This window comes from Pseudomonas sp. GXZC, assembly GCF_026967615.1.
Taxonomy (GTDB): Bacteria; Pseudomonadota; Gammaproteobacteria; order Pseudomonadales; family Pseudomonadaceae; genus Aquipseudomonas; species Aquipseudomonas azotoformans_A.
Genome location: NZ_CP114115.1, coordinates 4,573,242 through 4,588,621 on the forward strand (window position 1 = coordinate 4,573,242; position 15,380 = coordinate 4,588,621).

Annotated in this window: 15 protein-coding genes; 5 read left to right on the forward strand and 10 right to left on the reverse strand. The window is 63.0% G+C overall.

The window, feature by feature from the left end:
• Positions 1 to 3: 3 nt before the first annotated feature.
• The 6 genes from OZ428_RS21390 to OZ428_RS21415 form a co-directional block, all read right to left on the reverse strand.
• Positions 4 to 2,298, reverse strand: coding sequence for a fimbria/pilus outer membrane usher protein (locus OZ428_RS21390; RefSeq protein WP_269131207.1), 2,295 nt, complete (start codon positions 2,296 to 2,298; stop codon positions 4 to 6).
• Between the two features lie 139 nt (positions 2,299 to 2,437).
• Positions 2,438 to 3,226 carry a fimbrial biogenesis chaperone gene (locus OZ428_RS21395; RefSeq protein WP_269131208.1) on the reverse strand — a complete coding sequence of 263 codons (789 nt, stop codon included), beginning with the start codon at positions 3,224 to 3,226 and terminating at the stop codon, positions 2,438 to 2,440.
• Between the two features lie 25 nt (positions 3,227 to 3,251).
• The gene (locus tag OZ428_RS21400; protein ID WP_038844073.1) at positions 3,252 to 3,740 is read right to left on the reverse strand and encodes a Csu type fimbrial protein; all 489 of its coding nucleotides are present in this window, start codon (positions 3,738 to 3,740) and stop codon (positions 3,252 to 3,254) included.
• 2 nt (positions 3,741 to 3,742) lie between these two features.
• Complete coding sequence (locus OZ428_RS21405; protein WP_025999725.1) at positions 3,743 to 4,285, reverse strand: Csu type fimbrial protein; 543 nt, start codon at positions 4,283 to 4,285, stop codon at positions 3,743 to 3,745.
• Positions 4,286 to 4,303: 18 nt separating this feature from the next.
• Positions 4,304 to 4,846 carry a Csu type fimbrial protein gene (locus tag OZ428_RS21410; RefSeq protein ID WP_038844070.1) on the reverse strand — a complete coding sequence of 181 codons (543 nt, stop codon included), beginning with the start codon at positions 4,844 to 4,846 and terminating at the stop codon, positions 4,304 to 4,306.
• Positions 4,840 to 5,337 carry a Csu type fimbrial protein gene (locus OZ428_RS21415; RefSeq protein ID WP_426160617.1) on the reverse strand — a complete coding sequence of 166 codons (498 nt, stop codon included), beginning with the start codon at positions 5,335 to 5,337 and terminating at the stop codon, positions 4,840 to 4,842. The genes OZ428_RS21410 and OZ428_RS21415 overlap by 7 nt, the downstream gene beginning before the upstream one ends.
• A gap of 215 nt (positions 5,338 to 5,552) precedes the next feature.
• On the opposite strand from OZ428_RS21415, the gene zapE reads away from it, so the two are divergent.
• On the forward strand, positions 5,553 to 6,647 hold the full coding sequence (gene zapE, locus OZ428_RS21420; protein WP_269131209.1) for a cell division protein ZapE: 1,095 nt from the start codon (positions 5,553 to 5,555) through the stop codon (positions 6,645 to 6,647).
• A 39-nt stretch (positions 6,648 to 6,686) separates the two neighbouring features.
• Positions 6,687 to 7,970 (forward strand): protein kinase, encoded by a 1,284-nt coding sequence (locus OZ428_RS21425; protein WP_269131210.1) that lies wholly within the window; start codon positions 6,687 to 6,689, stop codon positions 7,968 to 7,970.
• Between the two features lie 33 nt (positions 7,971 to 8,003).
• Here the strand turns inward: OZ428_RS21425 and OZ428_RS21430 are convergent, their stop codons facing one another.
• Complete coding sequence (locus tag OZ428_RS21430) at positions 8,004 to 8,711, reverse strand: YebC/PmpR family DNA-binding transcriptional regulator (RefSeq protein WP_016976136.1); 708 nt, start codon at positions 8,709 to 8,711, stop codon at positions 8,004 to 8,006.
• Positions 8,712 to 8,810: 99 nt separating this feature from the next.
• Positions 8,811 to 9,668 (reverse strand): LysR substrate-binding domain-containing protein, encoded by an 858-nt coding sequence (locus tag OZ428_RS21435; RefSeq protein WP_269131211.1) that lies wholly within the window; start codon positions 9,666 to 9,668, stop codon positions 8,811 to 8,813.
• Between the two features lie 110 nt (positions 9,669 to 9,778).
• On the opposite strand from OZ428_RS21435, the gene OZ428_RS21440 reads away from it, so the two are divergent.
• The 3 genes from OZ428_RS21440 to OZ428_RS21450 all read left to right on the forward strand — a co-directional run bounded on the left by OZ428_RS21440 (position 9,779) and on the right by OZ428_RS21450 (position 12,396).
• Positions 9,779 to 10,900 carry a 2-aminoethylphosphonate--pyruvate transaminase gene (locus tag OZ428_RS21440; protein WP_269131212.1) on the forward strand — a complete coding sequence of 374 codons (1,122 nt, stop codon included), beginning with the start codon at positions 9,779 to 9,781 and terminating at the stop codon, positions 10,898 to 10,900.
• Positions 10,897 to 11,724: a phosphonoacetaldehyde hydrolase gene (gene phnX, locus OZ428_RS21445; RefSeq protein WP_269131213.1), complete on the forward strand. Its 828-nt coding sequence runs from the start codon at positions 10,897 to 10,899 to the stop codon at positions 11,722 to 11,724. The genes OZ428_RS21440 and phnX overlap by 4 nt, the downstream gene beginning before the upstream one ends.
• A gap of 114 nt (positions 11,725 to 11,838) precedes the next feature.
• Complete coding sequence (locus OZ428_RS21450; protein ID WP_016976132.1) at positions 11,839 to 12,396, forward strand: cytochrome b; 558 nt, start codon at positions 11,839 to 11,841, stop codon at positions 12,394 to 12,396.
• Here OZ428_RS21450 and OZ428_RS21455 read toward each other — a convergent pair.
• Both OZ428_RS21455 and OZ428_RS21460 read right to left on the reverse strand, forming a co-directional pair.
• Positions 12,386 to 13,270, reverse strand: a complete 885-nt coding sequence (locus OZ428_RS21455) for a 1-aminocyclopropane-1-carboxylate deaminase/D-cysteine desulfhydrase (protein WP_269131214.1) — start codon at positions 13,268 to 13,270, stop codon at positions 12,386 to 12,388. The genes OZ428_RS21450 and OZ428_RS21455 overlap by 11 nt on opposite strands.
• Before the next feature lie 57 nt (positions 13,271 to 13,327).
• On the reverse strand, positions 13,328 to 15,367 hold the full coding sequence (locus tag OZ428_RS21460) for an NADPH-dependent 2,4-dienoyl-CoA reductase (protein ID WP_269131215.1): 2,040 nt from the start codon (positions 15,365 to 15,367) through the stop codon (positions 13,328 to 13,330).
• Between the last annotated feature and the right edge of the window lie 13 nt (positions 15,368 to 15,380).

The following is a 15,380-nucleotide window of genomic DNA, read 5'->3' on the forward strand; positions in this document are numbered from 1 at the left end:
GTTTCATTGGCACACCAACGGCCCGATCAACGGCACGCCCTGTTGCTGCTCCTCCATCTCAAAACGCGCCTGGCACGTACGCCCCTCGCCTAGCGTGACCTGCAAGGTGTTATGGGCCGAGAGGTTTTCCAGGTACACCAGGCCATCCCAACCCACCACCGCCTGTTGGCCGCTTTGTTCATGCACCACCAGGCTGCCCAGGGGCAATTCCTGATGTTGGGTGTCCACCAGCGTGACACTGGCCGCGAGCACCCGACGCAATGGAAACTCCAGCAGGTAGCCGCTGCCACGACGCACCGACACACGCTGCTCCACATTCGGGCTCTGCACGTTGAGCGGGAGGTTCAACGGATCGATTTCATATTTGCCGCGGTAATACGCACTGCTCCAGGGCACCAGCAGATGGCCGTTGCGGTCGGTCTCGCCGACCAACTGGTTTTCATAGCGCACCGGAATCCCGGCGAAACCCTGGGTACTCACCACCACAAAGGCGTCGTTGATACGGTTGGCGGCAAACATATCGCCGCCCATCCACACCAGCGAGCCACTGGCATCCGCCCAGCGCGTCTCGGCGTCGCTGCTGCCGTACACACCGGCCTGCAACTGCACCGACTGCAAGCGCCAGGTCAGGTCGGCCTGGCGGTACGCCGGGCCATCGCCCTGGGCATAACCGAGGTTGTAACCCACGCCACCTTCGCTCGGCACCGCGCGGCTGTAGTTGAGGCGCTGGCGGCTGGCGCCATCCTTGCTGCGCTCGGTGCTCACGGCCAGGCTGCCGTTGAGGTCGAACGGGATAACCAGCTGCGCCTGCATCGCCCAGTTACTGTCACCGATTTCACGGTTGGCCGACAGGTAGAAACTGGTGTTGTGCCACAGCGGTTTGCTCCAGCTCAGGTTGAGCAAGCGCGTGCGCGAGTCGTCAGCTGCCTGTACGTCGAAGTAACCTACGCCCAGGCTGCCAAAACGCTCAAGGTTGAGGCTCAAGGTCACCTGCTCACTGCGCTTGCTGAGGCTGGCGTAGGGGGTGTCGACCAGGGTCAGGTCGGCATACTCATCACGCCGCTCGACCCGTTGGTACGACAGGCTGTAGCGCGTGCTGTTGTATGAATACCCCAGGCTCAGTTGCTGGCCGCTGCGTCCTTCGAACTGGCTTTGGCTGACGGCGGTGTTGAGCACGCCGAAGTTGCCCAGCCGCAGGTTGCCACCCAGGCCGCCGAGGGTCAGGTCACTGGACGCCTCGGCATGGCTTTCCAGGGTCAGGTTGTCGGAATAACCATAACGGAAGGTGCCGCTGGCGACGCCAGGCCCGTAGGCAAAATCTTTCAAGGTGTATTCCCGGCGCAAGGAACCGGCGGCCACCGAAAAATCCGTCAGGCCTTTTTGCAGCAGCGAACTCGTCACATAAAACGGCACCGTGGTCGACACTTGGCGACCCAGCGCGTCGGTGGTCACCACCACCGCCTCACCCGCACCGTTGATGAACGGCACATTGGTCAAGGTGTAAGGCCCGGGTTGCAGCAGCGCACTGTCGGATTTATAGCCGTTGATAAACAGGTCCACCGAAGACGGCACGGCGGCTTCACCGGCAAATTGCGGCAAGGGGTAGGTCACCAGGTCCGGGCGCACGGCGAAGTCCCGTGAAAACTGCACACCGCCCAGGCGTACCGAGCTGCTCCAGGGCAAAGCGCCGCTGATCACGTCACCGGCCTCGTAGGTCAGTAGCCGCTCATCATCGGAGAAACGCCAGGTGGTGTCATAACGCCGGTAGCCATTGTTGAAGGTACTGCTGCTGATCCCATCGGCCAGGGTCTGGCGATACTGCCCGGTATTGGACAAGGTGCCCCAGTTGTCGAACAGCCGCACTTCGTTCCAGGCGGCGAGGTAGCTGCCGCCTTCGTCAGTGTCGTTGAAGTACAGGTCATAGTTGAGCAAGGCACCGAAACTGCTCATCGCCTGGGTGCGCGGGTAGGTGTTGCGGTTGCCGATAAACTGTTCCTTCAACCACGCCGGCGGCACATCCAGCAGCAGGCGCTGGCCATTGCTGTCGTAGTCACTGTGCAGGCCTGGGATCATGTCCAAACCCACGCTGCCACTCAGTTCACCGGGCAGCTTCATGCCCACATCCTGCAGCGCACTGGCGGGTACGTAGAGTTGCCCGGCGCGTTGATCGACCGCGATGACGCGACCGGTGTCCATCTGATTGACCACCAGCTCCAGAAACAACTGTGCATCGGCGACAGCCTCCATACTGCTCGGCGGCGGTGGCAGGTCGCCAGCCACGCCTTGGGGCGCGACCATTGCAGCCCATAGCCCGCTTACCACTGCTACCGACGGCCATAGACGACGAGCCCGACCACGACTCACACATGGCGTTGTGTCCTTCAATGGACATCTCCATCCGTTTAAAACCCGGAGCGTCCCGCCCCGCTACACTCGGTTACCGCTTCGGCGCGAGGCTCTCCAACTGTTGCGCCCCGTTGATCCTGACCTGCAGGGGCTGATCAGCCGACAGCGCATCCGGCACCGGCCAGCGCATGGTCGCGCCCGGCAACACGTAGCCCAATAAGCCATCGACCAAGGGTTTGGTCTGCCCGCCCTGCTTGAATGAAGCATCGGTAAGGCGCGCATGCACGGCGCCCTGGTTACGCACCTCGATATAGTTGCGCCCCGCCACCGTGACCTTGTGCCAGCTCAATTCCGGCTTGCCGGCGCCGTTGGGGTCGCGCTGGCGCGTGCTGTCGTCCTTGCTCCACAGGCCCACGCCATAGGCGAACAGCGGCACCGAGTAGCGCATCTGGAAGCGAATCGCCGCTGCAGTGTTCTTGCCCTCTGGCGGCGTCGGCACCTGCAAGGGCGAAGGGATTTCATCGATGATGATGCGGTAGGCCAACTCTTGCCCTGGTGGCACTTCACGGGTGCGGGTCAGGCGTACCAGTTGTTTTTGCCCCGGCTCGATTCGCGCCACCGGCGGGCTGCCGATCACATCGCGCTGGTTCTGATATTGCTCGTCGTAGCCGCTCTGGCTCCACGCAAATACACGAATCTGCAGGCTCGCGGTTTCGCTCCCACGGTTTTCCAACCACAGTGCGCTGGCCTGTTGATCAGCCTCCAGCACCGGGTCGATGGGCCAGATCAGCACCGAACTGGCCGCCTGTACGAACCCCGCCGTGCACACCGCACTCAAGGCAATACCCGCGGCCCACAGCCGCCGGGAAGGTGAACGCATAACCCCACTCCTTATACCGATAGCCTTACCACGTCAGCTGCACCTGCAGCGTGTCGCTGTATGTCCCCCCAGGCTGATTGCCCGGCAATTGCACCCGTCCGTAAATGGGCAGGTTGATGTTATTGGCATCGCTGTAGGCCACATTGACGCTCTGGCCAATCCCCAGGCTTTGGCTGAACGCCGCATCCCGAAACAACTGGTAAGCCACCCGCGCGCTGCCGCTGTTGAGCTGCAGATTGCGCCCGGTGCTGCTGTGCAGGCCGCCGTCGACACTCATGCTCAGCGTCACCCCCGGCGTGCATTGCAAGGTGACGCCCCCGGTCAACGCCGCCGTGACCGTGCTGGTGGCCAGGGCCGAATAACTGCCGTAGGTCAGCGCGCCGTAATTGGAGCCCCCGCCCACAATCAGGCAACCCGGTGTGATGGTCGCGCTCACCTGGAAGCTCTGGCTGGTCACCGCCGACAACGGCAGCGGCACCGCCAGCGCACAGGCCAGCAACGCTCTGAGCCACATCGCTAGAACGTCAGTTCCACGGCCACGGTGTCGGTGTAGGTGCCGGCTGGCAGCCCCGCCTTGCCCACCGCCCGACCGTAGAGGTTGACGGTCTGCGCCACGCCGGTACTGGTGGCGAGGGTGATCACGCCGTCGATTGCCAGCAGCGCGGAGTGACCGCTGTCGGTGTAGAAGTCGTAGGGCACGAAGTTGCCCGCACCGTCGGCCAATGCACGGCTGCCACCGGGAGAGGCACCGTCATGCGCACCCGCGCGCACCTTGACCGCTGGCGTAGTGCCGCTGGAACACAGGATCGACAGCGCCCCGCCGGTGCCGGTGCCGCCGAGCAACTGGGCATCGGCGTTGGTGAACAGGCTGTTGGTGGTGCCGAAGTTCAAGCTACCGAAGTTCAACCCGGTCGCCGCGCCCGAACCGTTGACCTGGCAACTGGCGATCAATATCAGGCTGGACGTAATCTGCCCGGTGACTGTGGTTGCCGCATTGAGGTTGGAAGCCATCGCCAGCCCCAACGCACAAGCGCCTAATCGCGAAACAAGTACATGCATGGTTTTCATCCTCTTGAGTTACCAGTCCAGTGTCACCGTCAACGTGTCGGTGTAGATCCCTGCCGGTAAGGCACTGGTATTTGCCACCACGGAGCCAAACACCGGGATCGGTATCTGGGTGCCCTTGGCCACGACAAAATTGCGTTGCTGGCCGATGCTGTAGGTGCTGCGGCCCTGGGGATCGGCGGACAGCCGATACGGAATCATCTGACGCCCATTGCTCAGGCGCCGCGTGGTGCCATCGCCGTTGGTGCCGCCGTCGATAGTCACGGTAAAGCTCGAGACGGACGGGTTGCACGACACCGCCAACGGCGCTTTTTCGCCATCGGTGACGCCTGCGCCCAGCGTGTTGTTCCAGGTCGGGCCCTGGCTGCCGAAGTCGAGCATCGCCGTACCGCCCGTGGGGTTGACCGGCGCGCTCTCGACGCCTTTGCTCACTTCGCAACTGGCGGTGATCACCAGCCGCGCCTGGATAAACCCGGTCGCGACAGCCGCCTGCGCGTCATCCGCCAGCACCAGCAGGCCACCCATGGCCACAACGGCCAGATAGCGGCTCACCATGTGACCGTGACCTTGAGCAGGTCGGTGTAGCGGCCGACGGCGGGGATGTCCTTGAGCGGCTCGATGCGGCCGTACAGCGGCAGATCAACGAAGCCTGCGTCCGGCACGCGACCACTGATCGGCACATCCACCGGCAACGGCACGCGCCGCGCGGCGTCGGCATAAATACGATAGGGAATGGGTTTGATCGAAGGGGTGGCGCTGAGGTAGCGCACTTCACCGGTGCCGCCGTGCAGGCCGCCATCCACACGCACCTGATACGGCGTGTCGGGGTTGCACTCCAGACGCGGCTGGCGCTGGCTGATCAGTGCCGCACTCAGGGGCCCGGCCGGGTCATCCAGACGCGCGCCGCTGCCGAAATCCAATACGCCAAGTTGCTCGATGCCAGCGCTGCGGGTGGTGCCCACCAGCTGGCAGCCCCGCTGCACGTCGATACGCACCTCCACCTGGAGTTGTGCACCTAAAGCCGTGCTGCAGAGCATCGCGCCCATGACTGCCAATACTGCTCGTCCCTTCACTGCCCCAAATCCTTGTACAGGGGTGACTGCTGTGTAGGAGGTTAGTCACTCAGCGAGAAACTGCCAGTCTGGGCAGGTTTACAACCGTGACATGCCTTTTCGAGATGGCATGCAGCGCCCTTCTCTATTGGTCAAAACGCAGCCGTCGCCCTAAAGTGGGCGACCACCGAAACACAGAGTGACTTGCATTGGCCGCGTTTTCCCTGATCCGTCGCCTGCTCGGTAAGAAAACCGACGCCCTCGACGCCTCGCCCATCCCCGCGTTCTTCCAGCTAAAAGCCGAGCAACAGGGGTATACCCTCAGCGCCGGGCAAACCCGAGCCATCGCTGCCCTGGCCCGAGAAACCCGCCTCCTGCTCGCCGGCCAGCCCACCCGGAGCCTGTACCTGCATGGACCGGTGGGACGCGGCAAAAGCTGGTTGCTGGACGGGTTCTTCCAGGCGCTGCCAATGGCCGAGAAGCAGCGCGTGCACTTTCATGATTTTTTCGCCCAACTGCATCGCGGCATGTTCACGCATCGTGAGCAGAACGATGCGCTGGCCGTGACCCTCGATGAACTGCTGACGGATTGCCGAGTGCTGTGTTTTGACGAGTTTCACGTCCACGACATCGGCGATGCGATGCTGATCACACGCCTGTTCAAGGCCCTGTTCGAGCGCGGTGTGCTGGTGCTGGTGACGTCCAACTATGCACCGCAGGGACTGCTGCCCAACCCGCTGTACCACGAGCGCTTCAAACCGGTGATCGACCTGATCGATGCACGCATGGAGGTGCTGGAAGTCAGTTCGCCCCAGGATTTTCGCAGCCTGCCTCAAGCCCAAAGCGCACAACGCTTTACCAGCGGTCAGTACGTTTGGCCGGGGACTGCGCACCAGCGCGAAGCCTTGGGTCTTCCCGTTACCGACTGCCCGCCCCAGCCCCTGGCCGTCGGCAACCGGACCTTGATCTGCCGCCGCCACGCAGGCCGCTCCATCGCGTTCACCTTCAGCGATCTTTGCGAGCAATTGACCGCAGTCATGGACTACCTGCTGCTGTGCCAGGACTACGACCACTGGATCATCGACGGCCTGCCACAACTGGCGGACTGCCCGATCGCCGTGCAGCAACGCTTCATCAACCTGGTGGATGTGCTTTATGACCGCGACAAGCACCTGATCCTGATCGGCGAGCAGCCCCTCGCGATTGCCCTGGGCGGCCAGGCTATCGACCTCGCCCGCACTGCCAGCCGTCTGGGACAATTGCAACAGGCTGACCCGCAACCCGCGCACGAACCGGTATCATGAGCGTCATTTACGCCTTCTAGCCGAGTGACCGCGCCGTTCATGCATACCCTCGCCCAACTCAAGGCCGGCCAATTGGCCGGTATCACCCGCCTGGACCTGTCCTGCGGGCTGACTGAATTCCCTCGGGAAATCTTCGAACTGGCCGACTCCCTGGAGATCCTCAACCTCAGCGGTAACGCCCTGAGCCAACTGCCCGACGACTTGCACCGCCTGCCCCACCTGCGCGTGCTGTTCTGCTCGGACAACCGGTTCACCGAGTTGCCGGCAAGCCTTGGCCAATGCGCCAAGCTGAGCATGGTCGGCTTCAAGGCCAACCAGATCAGTCATGTGCCCGCCGCCGCGTTGCCGCCGTTGTTGCGCTGGTTGATCCTGACCGATAACCGCATCAGCCAGTTGCCCGACGAACTGGGCAAGCGACCACTCCTGCAAAAGCTGATGCTGGCCGGCAACCAACTGGCGCACCTGCCGGCAAGTCTGGCCAACTGCCACAATCTCGAATTGCTGCGCATCGCCTCCAACCGCTTCACCCAATTGCCGGATTGGCTGCTGGCACTGCCGAGCCTGACTTGGCTGGCCTATGCCGGTAACCCCGTGGAAATGGCCGTGGACCTAACCGGTGATGACGCCACGCCGAATATTCCCTGGTCCGAACTGGAACTGGCCGAAGTCCTTGGCGAAGGCGCTTCCGGCGTGATCCGCAAGGCACTGTGGAAACCGTCAGGCCAGCCCGTTGCGGTCAAGCTCTATAAAGGCACCATCACCAGCGATGGCTCGCCGCTGCATGAAATGCAGGCCTGCATCGCCGCCGGGCTGCACCCCAACCTGATCAAGGTACAGGGCCGCGTGGTCGGCCACCCGGATGAGCAGGCTGCACTGGTCATGGACCTGATCGACCCGAGCTACCGCAACCTCGCGGCCCTGCCGAGCCTGGCGTCGTGCACCCGCGACATCTATGAACCGGGTACGCGCTTCAGCCTGGAAGTGGCACTGCGCATGGCGCGAGGCATCGCGTCGGTCGCCGCGCACTTGCACCGGCACGGCATCACCCATGGCGACCTGTATGGCCACAACATTCTGTGGAATGCAGCCGGCGACTGTTTGCTGGGGGATTTTGGCGCGGCGTCGTTCCATGCCACGGCGGATAGCGTGGAAACCAGGGCATTGCAGCGGATTGAAGTGCGGGCGTTTGGGATTTTGCTGGGGGAGTTGTTGGAGCGGGTTGATGAACAGGTCAGTGACGATCTGGTCGCGCTGCAAATGCGTTGCTGTCAGCCCGATGTGTTGGCGCGGCCGGGGTTCGACGAAATAACGCTGACCCTGTAGGAGCCCGGCGGGCCGGACTCCCGAGAGGATTTTTTAGCCCGCCAACCCGACAAACATATCCTGCACGTCATCATGGTTGTCCAAGCCTTCGAGGAAGGCTTCAACCTCGGCCATCTGCTCATCGCTCAAACCGCTCACCGGGTTTTTCGAGAGGTAGCCCAGCTTGGCCGACAGCACGGTGAAACCCTGCTCCGGCAAGGCTTTTTGTACGGCGTCGAGGTCGGTGGTCTCGGTGATGAACAGGGTAGTGCCTTCTTCTTCACCCTCTTCGAAATCCTGGGCACCGGCTTCGATGGCGGCCATTTCCGGATCGGCGTCCGGGCTGTCCGGCGAGGCTTCGATCAGGCCGACGTGGTTGAAGTCCCAGGCCACGGAGCCGGAAGCGCCCAGTTGGCCCTTGCGGAAGGCCACGCGGATTTCCGCCACGGTACGGTTGATGTTGTCGGTCACGCACTCGACGATCAGCGGCACCTGGTGCGGCGCGAAGCCTTCGTAGGTGACGCGGTGGTATTGCACGGTTTCGCCGAGCAGACCGGCGCCTTTCTTGATGGCGCGGTCCAGGGTTTCCTTGGGCATCGAGGCCTTTTTGGCCTGTTCCACCACCAGACGCAGGTGGGCGTTGGTGGAGGTGTCGGCGCCGTTGCGGGCGGCGATGGTGATTTCTTTCACCAGCTTGCCGAAGATCTTGCCCTTGGCATTGGCTGCCGCTTCTTTATGTTTGACTTTCCACTGTGCGCCCATGACTCACTCTCTTTTGTCCATCGCGCCCAAACGTCTACTGGCCGGCGCTTTGGGGGCAGAGTTTATAGCGCAAAAACGCAACGTTCCACCAAAAAACCGTCAGGGCGCCAACTCGAAAAACGCCTGAATCAAGCGCAACGACCGACGTCGCTCCATGCAGCCGAGCATGTGCCGGTTCACCAGCCCATCGCCTTGGATCGGCACAGCGCGCACACGTGGGTCAGGGCTGAGCTCCATGGACGACACCACGCCTACGCCCAATTCAGCGGCGACGGCTTCGGTCACCGCCTCGCGGCTGTCCAGTTCCAGCAGCACCTTGGGCTGTACACCGGCAGCCAGGCAGGCGTCGTCAAAGGTACGTCGGGTGATGGAACTCGGCTCGCGCAGCACCATGATCACCTCATTGAGTTGCTCCAGGCGGATCCCCTTGGGCAGCGCCGCCCACGGGTGACTGGCCGGCACCAGCGCGCAAATCCGCGATTCGTTCAAGGGTTGCAGATGCAGGCCGTTGCGCGGCTCCACCTCGGTAAGCACCGCCACATCCGCATGCTCGGACAACAACGCCGCCAAGGTTTCCTGGGCATTGCCCAGGCGCAGATTGACAGTGATGCCGGGGTAGCGCGCGCGCAGGCTGGCGATCATCGGCATCACCAGGTGCGGGCCGTCGGCCGCGACTTCCAGGCGCCCGGTGAGCAATTGGCGATTGGCCTCCAGCATCGTCTGCGCTTCGTCCACCAGGCCGAAAATGGCCCGGGTGATCGCCGCCAACCGCGCGCCCTCCTCCGTCAACTCCACGCGCCTGGCGGTGCGACGCAGCAACGGGATCTGGTAGTGCTCTTCCAGCGCCTTGATGTGCCCGGTCACCGCCGGCTGGCTGATAAACAGCCGCGCCGCCGCACGGGTAAAACTGCCCTCGCGGGCCACGGCATCGAACGCGCGCAATTGAAACAGGTTCATAGCTATCGGCCTCACTGATAGCTCGTATAACAACAAACAATTTGATTGATGACAAGCCAAACTGCAATTTAGGCGCCGTAGATTCATCCGATGCTTCGCGAGGACTAGTAATGACGACGCCCATCCTGCTCACGCCCGGCCCGCTGACCACCTCCGCCCGCACCCGCCAGGCCATGATGGTGGATTGGGGCTCCTGGGACGACCGCTTCAACCAGCTCACCGCCAGCGTCTGCGAGCAGTTGCTGGCAATCATCGACGGCGCGGCCAGCCACCACTGCGTGCCGTTGCAAGGCAGCGGCACCTTCGCCGTCGAAGCCGCCATCGGCACCCTGGTGCCGCGCAACGGCAAGGTGTTGGTGTTGGTCAACGGCGCCTACGGCAAGCGCCTGGCGAAAATCTGCGAAGTGCTCGGCCGCGAGTTCAGCACCTTTGAAACCGCCGAAGACCAACCCACTACCGCCGCCGACGTGGACCGCCTGCTGCAAGCCGACCCGGCCATCACCCACGTCGCGCTGATCCATTGCGAAACCAGCACCGGCATCCTCAACCCCCTGGCCGAGATCGCCCAGGTCGTGAAAACCCACGGCAAGCGCCTGATCATCGACGCCATGAGTTCCTTTGGTGCGCTGCCGATCGATGCCCGCGACGTGCCGTTCGATGCGCTGATCGCCGCATCAGGCAAGTGCCTGGAAGGCGTACCGGGAATGGGTTTTGTCTTCACCGATAAACAAGCACTGGCTGCAGCCCAAGGCAATTGCCACTCCCTGGCGATGGACCTGTTCGACCAGCACGCCTACATGGCCAAGACCGGCCAATGGCGCTTCACCCCGCCGACCCATGTGGTGGCGGCCCTGCACGAAGCGCTGCTGCAATACGCCGAGGAAGGCGGCTTGCCCGCCCGCCATCAACGCTATGCACGCAACTGCCAGGCACTGCTCGACGGCATGGCCGAACTGGGCCTGCGCAGCTTCCTGCCGGCGCAAATCCAGGCGCCGATCATCGTCACCTTCCACGCCCCACAACACCCGCGCTACCAGTTCAAGGACTTCTACGAACGGGTCAAGGCCAAGGGTTTCATCCTGTATCCGGGCAAATTGACCCAGGTGGAAACCTTCCGCGTGGGCTGCATCGGGCATGTGGACGCAGCCGACATGCACGCCGCCGTCACCGCCATCGCCGACGTACTGCACGCCATGGGCATCACCCTTTCTTCTTCCGGAGCACACGCATGAACTATCAGAACCCCAACACCCTGCAAGCGGTGATCCTCGACTGGGCCGGCACCGTGGTCGACTTCGGCTCTTTCGCTCCCACGCAGATCTTCGTCGAGGCCTTTGCCGAGTTCGACGTGCAGGTCTCCATCGAAGAAGCCCGTGGCCCGATGGGCATGGGCAAGTGGGACCACATCCGCACCCTTTGCGACCAACCGCAGGTTGCCGAACGCTACCGCAAGGCGTTCGGCCGCACGCCAACCGATGACGACGTAACCGCCATCTACCAGCGCTTCATGCCGTTGCAGATCGAGAAGATCGCCGAACACTCGGCGTTGATCCCCGGCGCCCTCGACACCATTGCCCGGCTGCGAGTGCAAGGTATCAAGATCGGCTCCTGCTCCGGCTACCCCAAGCAGGTCATGGATAAGGTCGTCGCCCTGGCCGCCACCAACGGCTACATCGCCGACCACGTGATCGCCACCGACGAAGTGCCCAACGGTCGCCCCTGGCCGGCCCAGGCCCTGGCCAACGTGATCGCGCTGGGTATCGATGATGTGGCGGCGTGCGTGAAGGTCGACGACACCGTGCCGGGTATCCTCGAAGGCCGTCGCGCCGGCATGTGGACCGTGGCCCTGACCTGCTCCGGCAATGCGCTGGGCCTGACCTACGAACAGTTCCGCAACCTGGACGCCACAACCCTGGCCAGCGAGCGCCAACGCATCGAGGCGATGTTCGAAGGCTCGCGCCCGCACTACCTGATCGACACCCTCAATGACCTGCCTGCGGTCATCAGCGACATCAACGCACGGCTGGCCCGTGGGGAAATGCCGCAGAGCCACTGACCGAGGTCAAAACCACGGCACTTACGCCAGGCAAACCGCTCAAAACCGGCATACAGTTAAAGGACTCCATCACCAAAGAATGGAGGTTTGCCCTGATGAGTGAGGAAACCAGCGATGCCGTGGAAAAACTCCGATACACGTTACAGCACCATGTCGATCGCGTTGCACTGGTTGATGGTGGTGCTGCTGGCGGTGGTCTACGCCTGCATTGAATTACGCGGCCAGTTTCCCAAAGGCAGCGGTGCGCGGACGTTGATCGTCGAGATGCACTTTATGTTCGGCCTCACGGTGTTTGTGCTGGTGTGGTTGCGGTTGTTCGCACGCAGCCTTGGCGTGGCGCCGAAGATCGTACCGGCACCGCCGCAATGGCAGAGCCTGTTGGCCACCCTGATGCACGTCGCGCTCTACGCGTTGATGATCGGCATGCCGATTGCCGGTTGGCTGATCGTCAGTGCCGAAGGGCATTCGGTGATGTTCTACGGGATGGAATTGCCGCCGTTGATTGGCGAGAACAAGGCACTGGCCAAGGAGATCGAAGGCTGGCATGTGTGGTTCGGCAAGGTCGGTTATTGGCTGATCGGGCTGCATGCGCTGGCGGGGATTGCCCACCACTACATCCTGCGGGACAACACGGCGTTACGCATGATGCCAGGCAAGCGCGCTAACCCATGAAGCCCCGGTTGCCCTGAAGGCCGCCGGTGTGGACGAAGATCAGGCGAGTACCGGGGGTGAAGCGCCCGGCCTCGATCTGTTGCTTCAATGCGAGTAAGGCCTTGCCGGTGTAGAGCGGCTCCAAGGGCAAGCCGCAGGCTTGTTGCGTGGCGTCTATGAAGTCAAGCAGCACCGGGTCGACGTTGGCGAAGCCACCTCGGCTGGCATCCAGCAATTCATAGCCGTCCTGCACAAGGGCGTCGACGTTCTGTGCCACGCCGTGGTCATCCGGCACTGCCATGGCGCCATACACCGGGTGCGCGCCCGCTTCCGCCAGCACCAAACCGGCCAAGGTCGTCCCCGTACCCGCCGCCAACCACCACGCGTCGTAATCCGCCCAGCCCAGCGTGGGCAACTGCGCGCGAACCTGCTCGACCAGCACACCACAGCCAATCGCACCGGCAAGCCCGCCACCGCCTTCGGGTACGGGATGGAGATCGGGATATTGCACACGCCAAGGTTGCCAAAAGCCCGGCTCATGCCGCGCACGATAGCCGCCATACCCCAGCCAATGCAGCTGCATGCCGAAGGCGTCCAGGTCTTGGATTGTGGGAGTGTCTTGAGGATGCCCGCGCAGCAGGCCAACCGTGGGAAAACCGAAGCGTTTTCCCGCCGCCGCCAACGCATGCAGGTGGTTGGAGTAGGCACCGCCCAGGCTGATGACGCCGCGAGCGTTTTGCGCCCGCGCCAAGTGCCCGGTGAGCTTGAACCACTTGTTGCCGCTGATCAGCGGGTCGATGCGGTCCAGGCGCAACACGGCCAGCTCGACACCTCCCAGCCAATCCAGGCGCAAAGGTTCAAGCGGTGCGTGGGGCAGCCAATCGAAGGGACCCATCGGGAGGGACCTGCATGAAAAACGGGGCGGTAGTCTAACACCGCCCCGCTTCGGGTCTTACAGCTCGGCGGCGAGGCGCGAGCCCTGGTTGATGGCGCGCTTGGCGTCCAGCTCGGCCGCCACGTCGGCGCCGCCGATCAGGTGCACATTCTGGCCGGCCGCGACCAGGCCGTCCTGCAATTCGCGCAACGGGTCCTGGCCGGCGCAGATGACGATGTTGTCCACCGCCAGCACCTGGGGTTCGCCCTCGGCGCCGATACGGATGTGCAGGCCTTCATCATCAATCTTGAGGTATTCGACGCTGTTGAGCATCTGCACCTGTTTGTTCTTCAAGCCGGTGCGGTGGATCCAGCCGGTGGTCTTGCCCAGGCCGTCGCCGACCTTGGAGGTCTTGCGCTGCAGCAGGAACACTTCACGCGCCGGGGCATGCACCTGGGCCTTGATCCCGGCCACGCCGCCTCGGGCTTGCAGCTGGGTGTCGATGCCCCATTCCTTCCAGAACGCTTCGCGGTCCAGGCTGGTGGACACGCCCTGGTGCACAAGGAATTCCGAGACGTCGAACCCGATACCGCCCGCACCGATCACCGCGACGCGCTTGCCCACCGGCTTGCGCTCCAGGATCACATCCAGGTAGCTCAGCACCTTGGCATTGTCGACGCCTGGAATCGCCGGGGTACGCGGCGCAATACCGGTGGCGAGGATGATCTCGTCGTAACCGCCTGCCGTGAGTTGCGCCACATCGACGCGGGTGTCGAGGCACAGTTCGACGTGGGTGGTCTGCAATTTGCGCTTGAAGTAGCGAAGGGTTTCGAAAAACTCTTCCTTGCCCGGCACACGCTTGGCGATGTTGAACTGGCCGCCGATTTCGCTGGCGGAATCGAACAGGGTCACTTGATGACCGCGCTCTGCCGCCACCGTGGCAGCCGCCAGGCCCGCAGGACCAGCACCCACCACAGCGATCTTCTTGATCTGTCTGACCGGCAGGTAATTGAGTTCAGTCTCGTAGCACGCCCGAGGGTTGACCAGGCAGGTGGTCAACTTGCCGCCGAAGGTATGGTCCAGACAGGCCTGGTTGCAGCCGATGCAGGTGTTGATCTCATCGGCACGCCCGGCGGCAGCTTTGTTGACGAAGTCTGGGTCAGCCAGGAACGGCCGCGCCATGGAGACCATGTCGGCGTCGCCCTCTGCCAGAATCTGCTCGGCGATTTCCGGGGTGTTGATGCGGTTGGTGGTGATCAGCGGAATCTGCACCGCACCGCGCAGCTTGGCGGTGACTTTGCTGAACGCGCCACGGGGCACCTTGGTGGCGATGGTCGGGATGCGTGCTTCGTGCCAGCCGATCCCGGTGTTGATAATGGTCGCGCCGGCACCTTCGATGGCCTTGGCCAGTTGCACGATTTCTTCCCAGGTGCTGCCGCCTTCCACCAGGTCGAGCATCGACAGGCGGAAGATAATGATGAAGTTCGGGCCCACGGCCTCACGCACACGGCGCACGATTTCTACGGCCAGGCGCATACGGTTTTCGTAGCTGCCACCCCAACGGTCGGTACGGTGGTTGGTGTGAGCCGCGAGGAATTGGTTAATGAAATAACCTTCGGAACCCATGATTTCCACGCCGTCGTACTCAGCCACCTGGGCCAGCAACGAGCAGGTGACGAAATCCTGGATCTGCTTTTCGATGCCCTCTTCGTCCAGCTCCTTGGGCTTGAACGGGTTGATCGGCGCCTGGATCGCGCTCGGGGCGACCTGCTTGGGGCTGTAGGCATAGCGGCCGGCGTGGAGGATCTGCATGCAGATCTTGCCGCCCGCCTCGTGCACGGCCTGGGTCACGATCTTATGTTTCTGCGCTTCTTCGTCGGTGGTCAGCTTGGCTGCGCCCGCGTAAACACCGCCCTCATCATTCGGGCCGATACCGCCGGTGACCATCAAGCCCACGCCGCCACGGGCGCGCTCGGCAAAGTAGGCCGCCATGCGCTCGAAACCGCCGGGTTTTTCTTCCAGGCCTGTGTGCATCGACCCCATCAGGGTGCGGTTGCGCAAGGTGGTAAAACCCAGGTCCAACGGGGCCAGCAGGTGCGGGTAGGCAGCAGCGGTCATGGTCAAGCTCCAC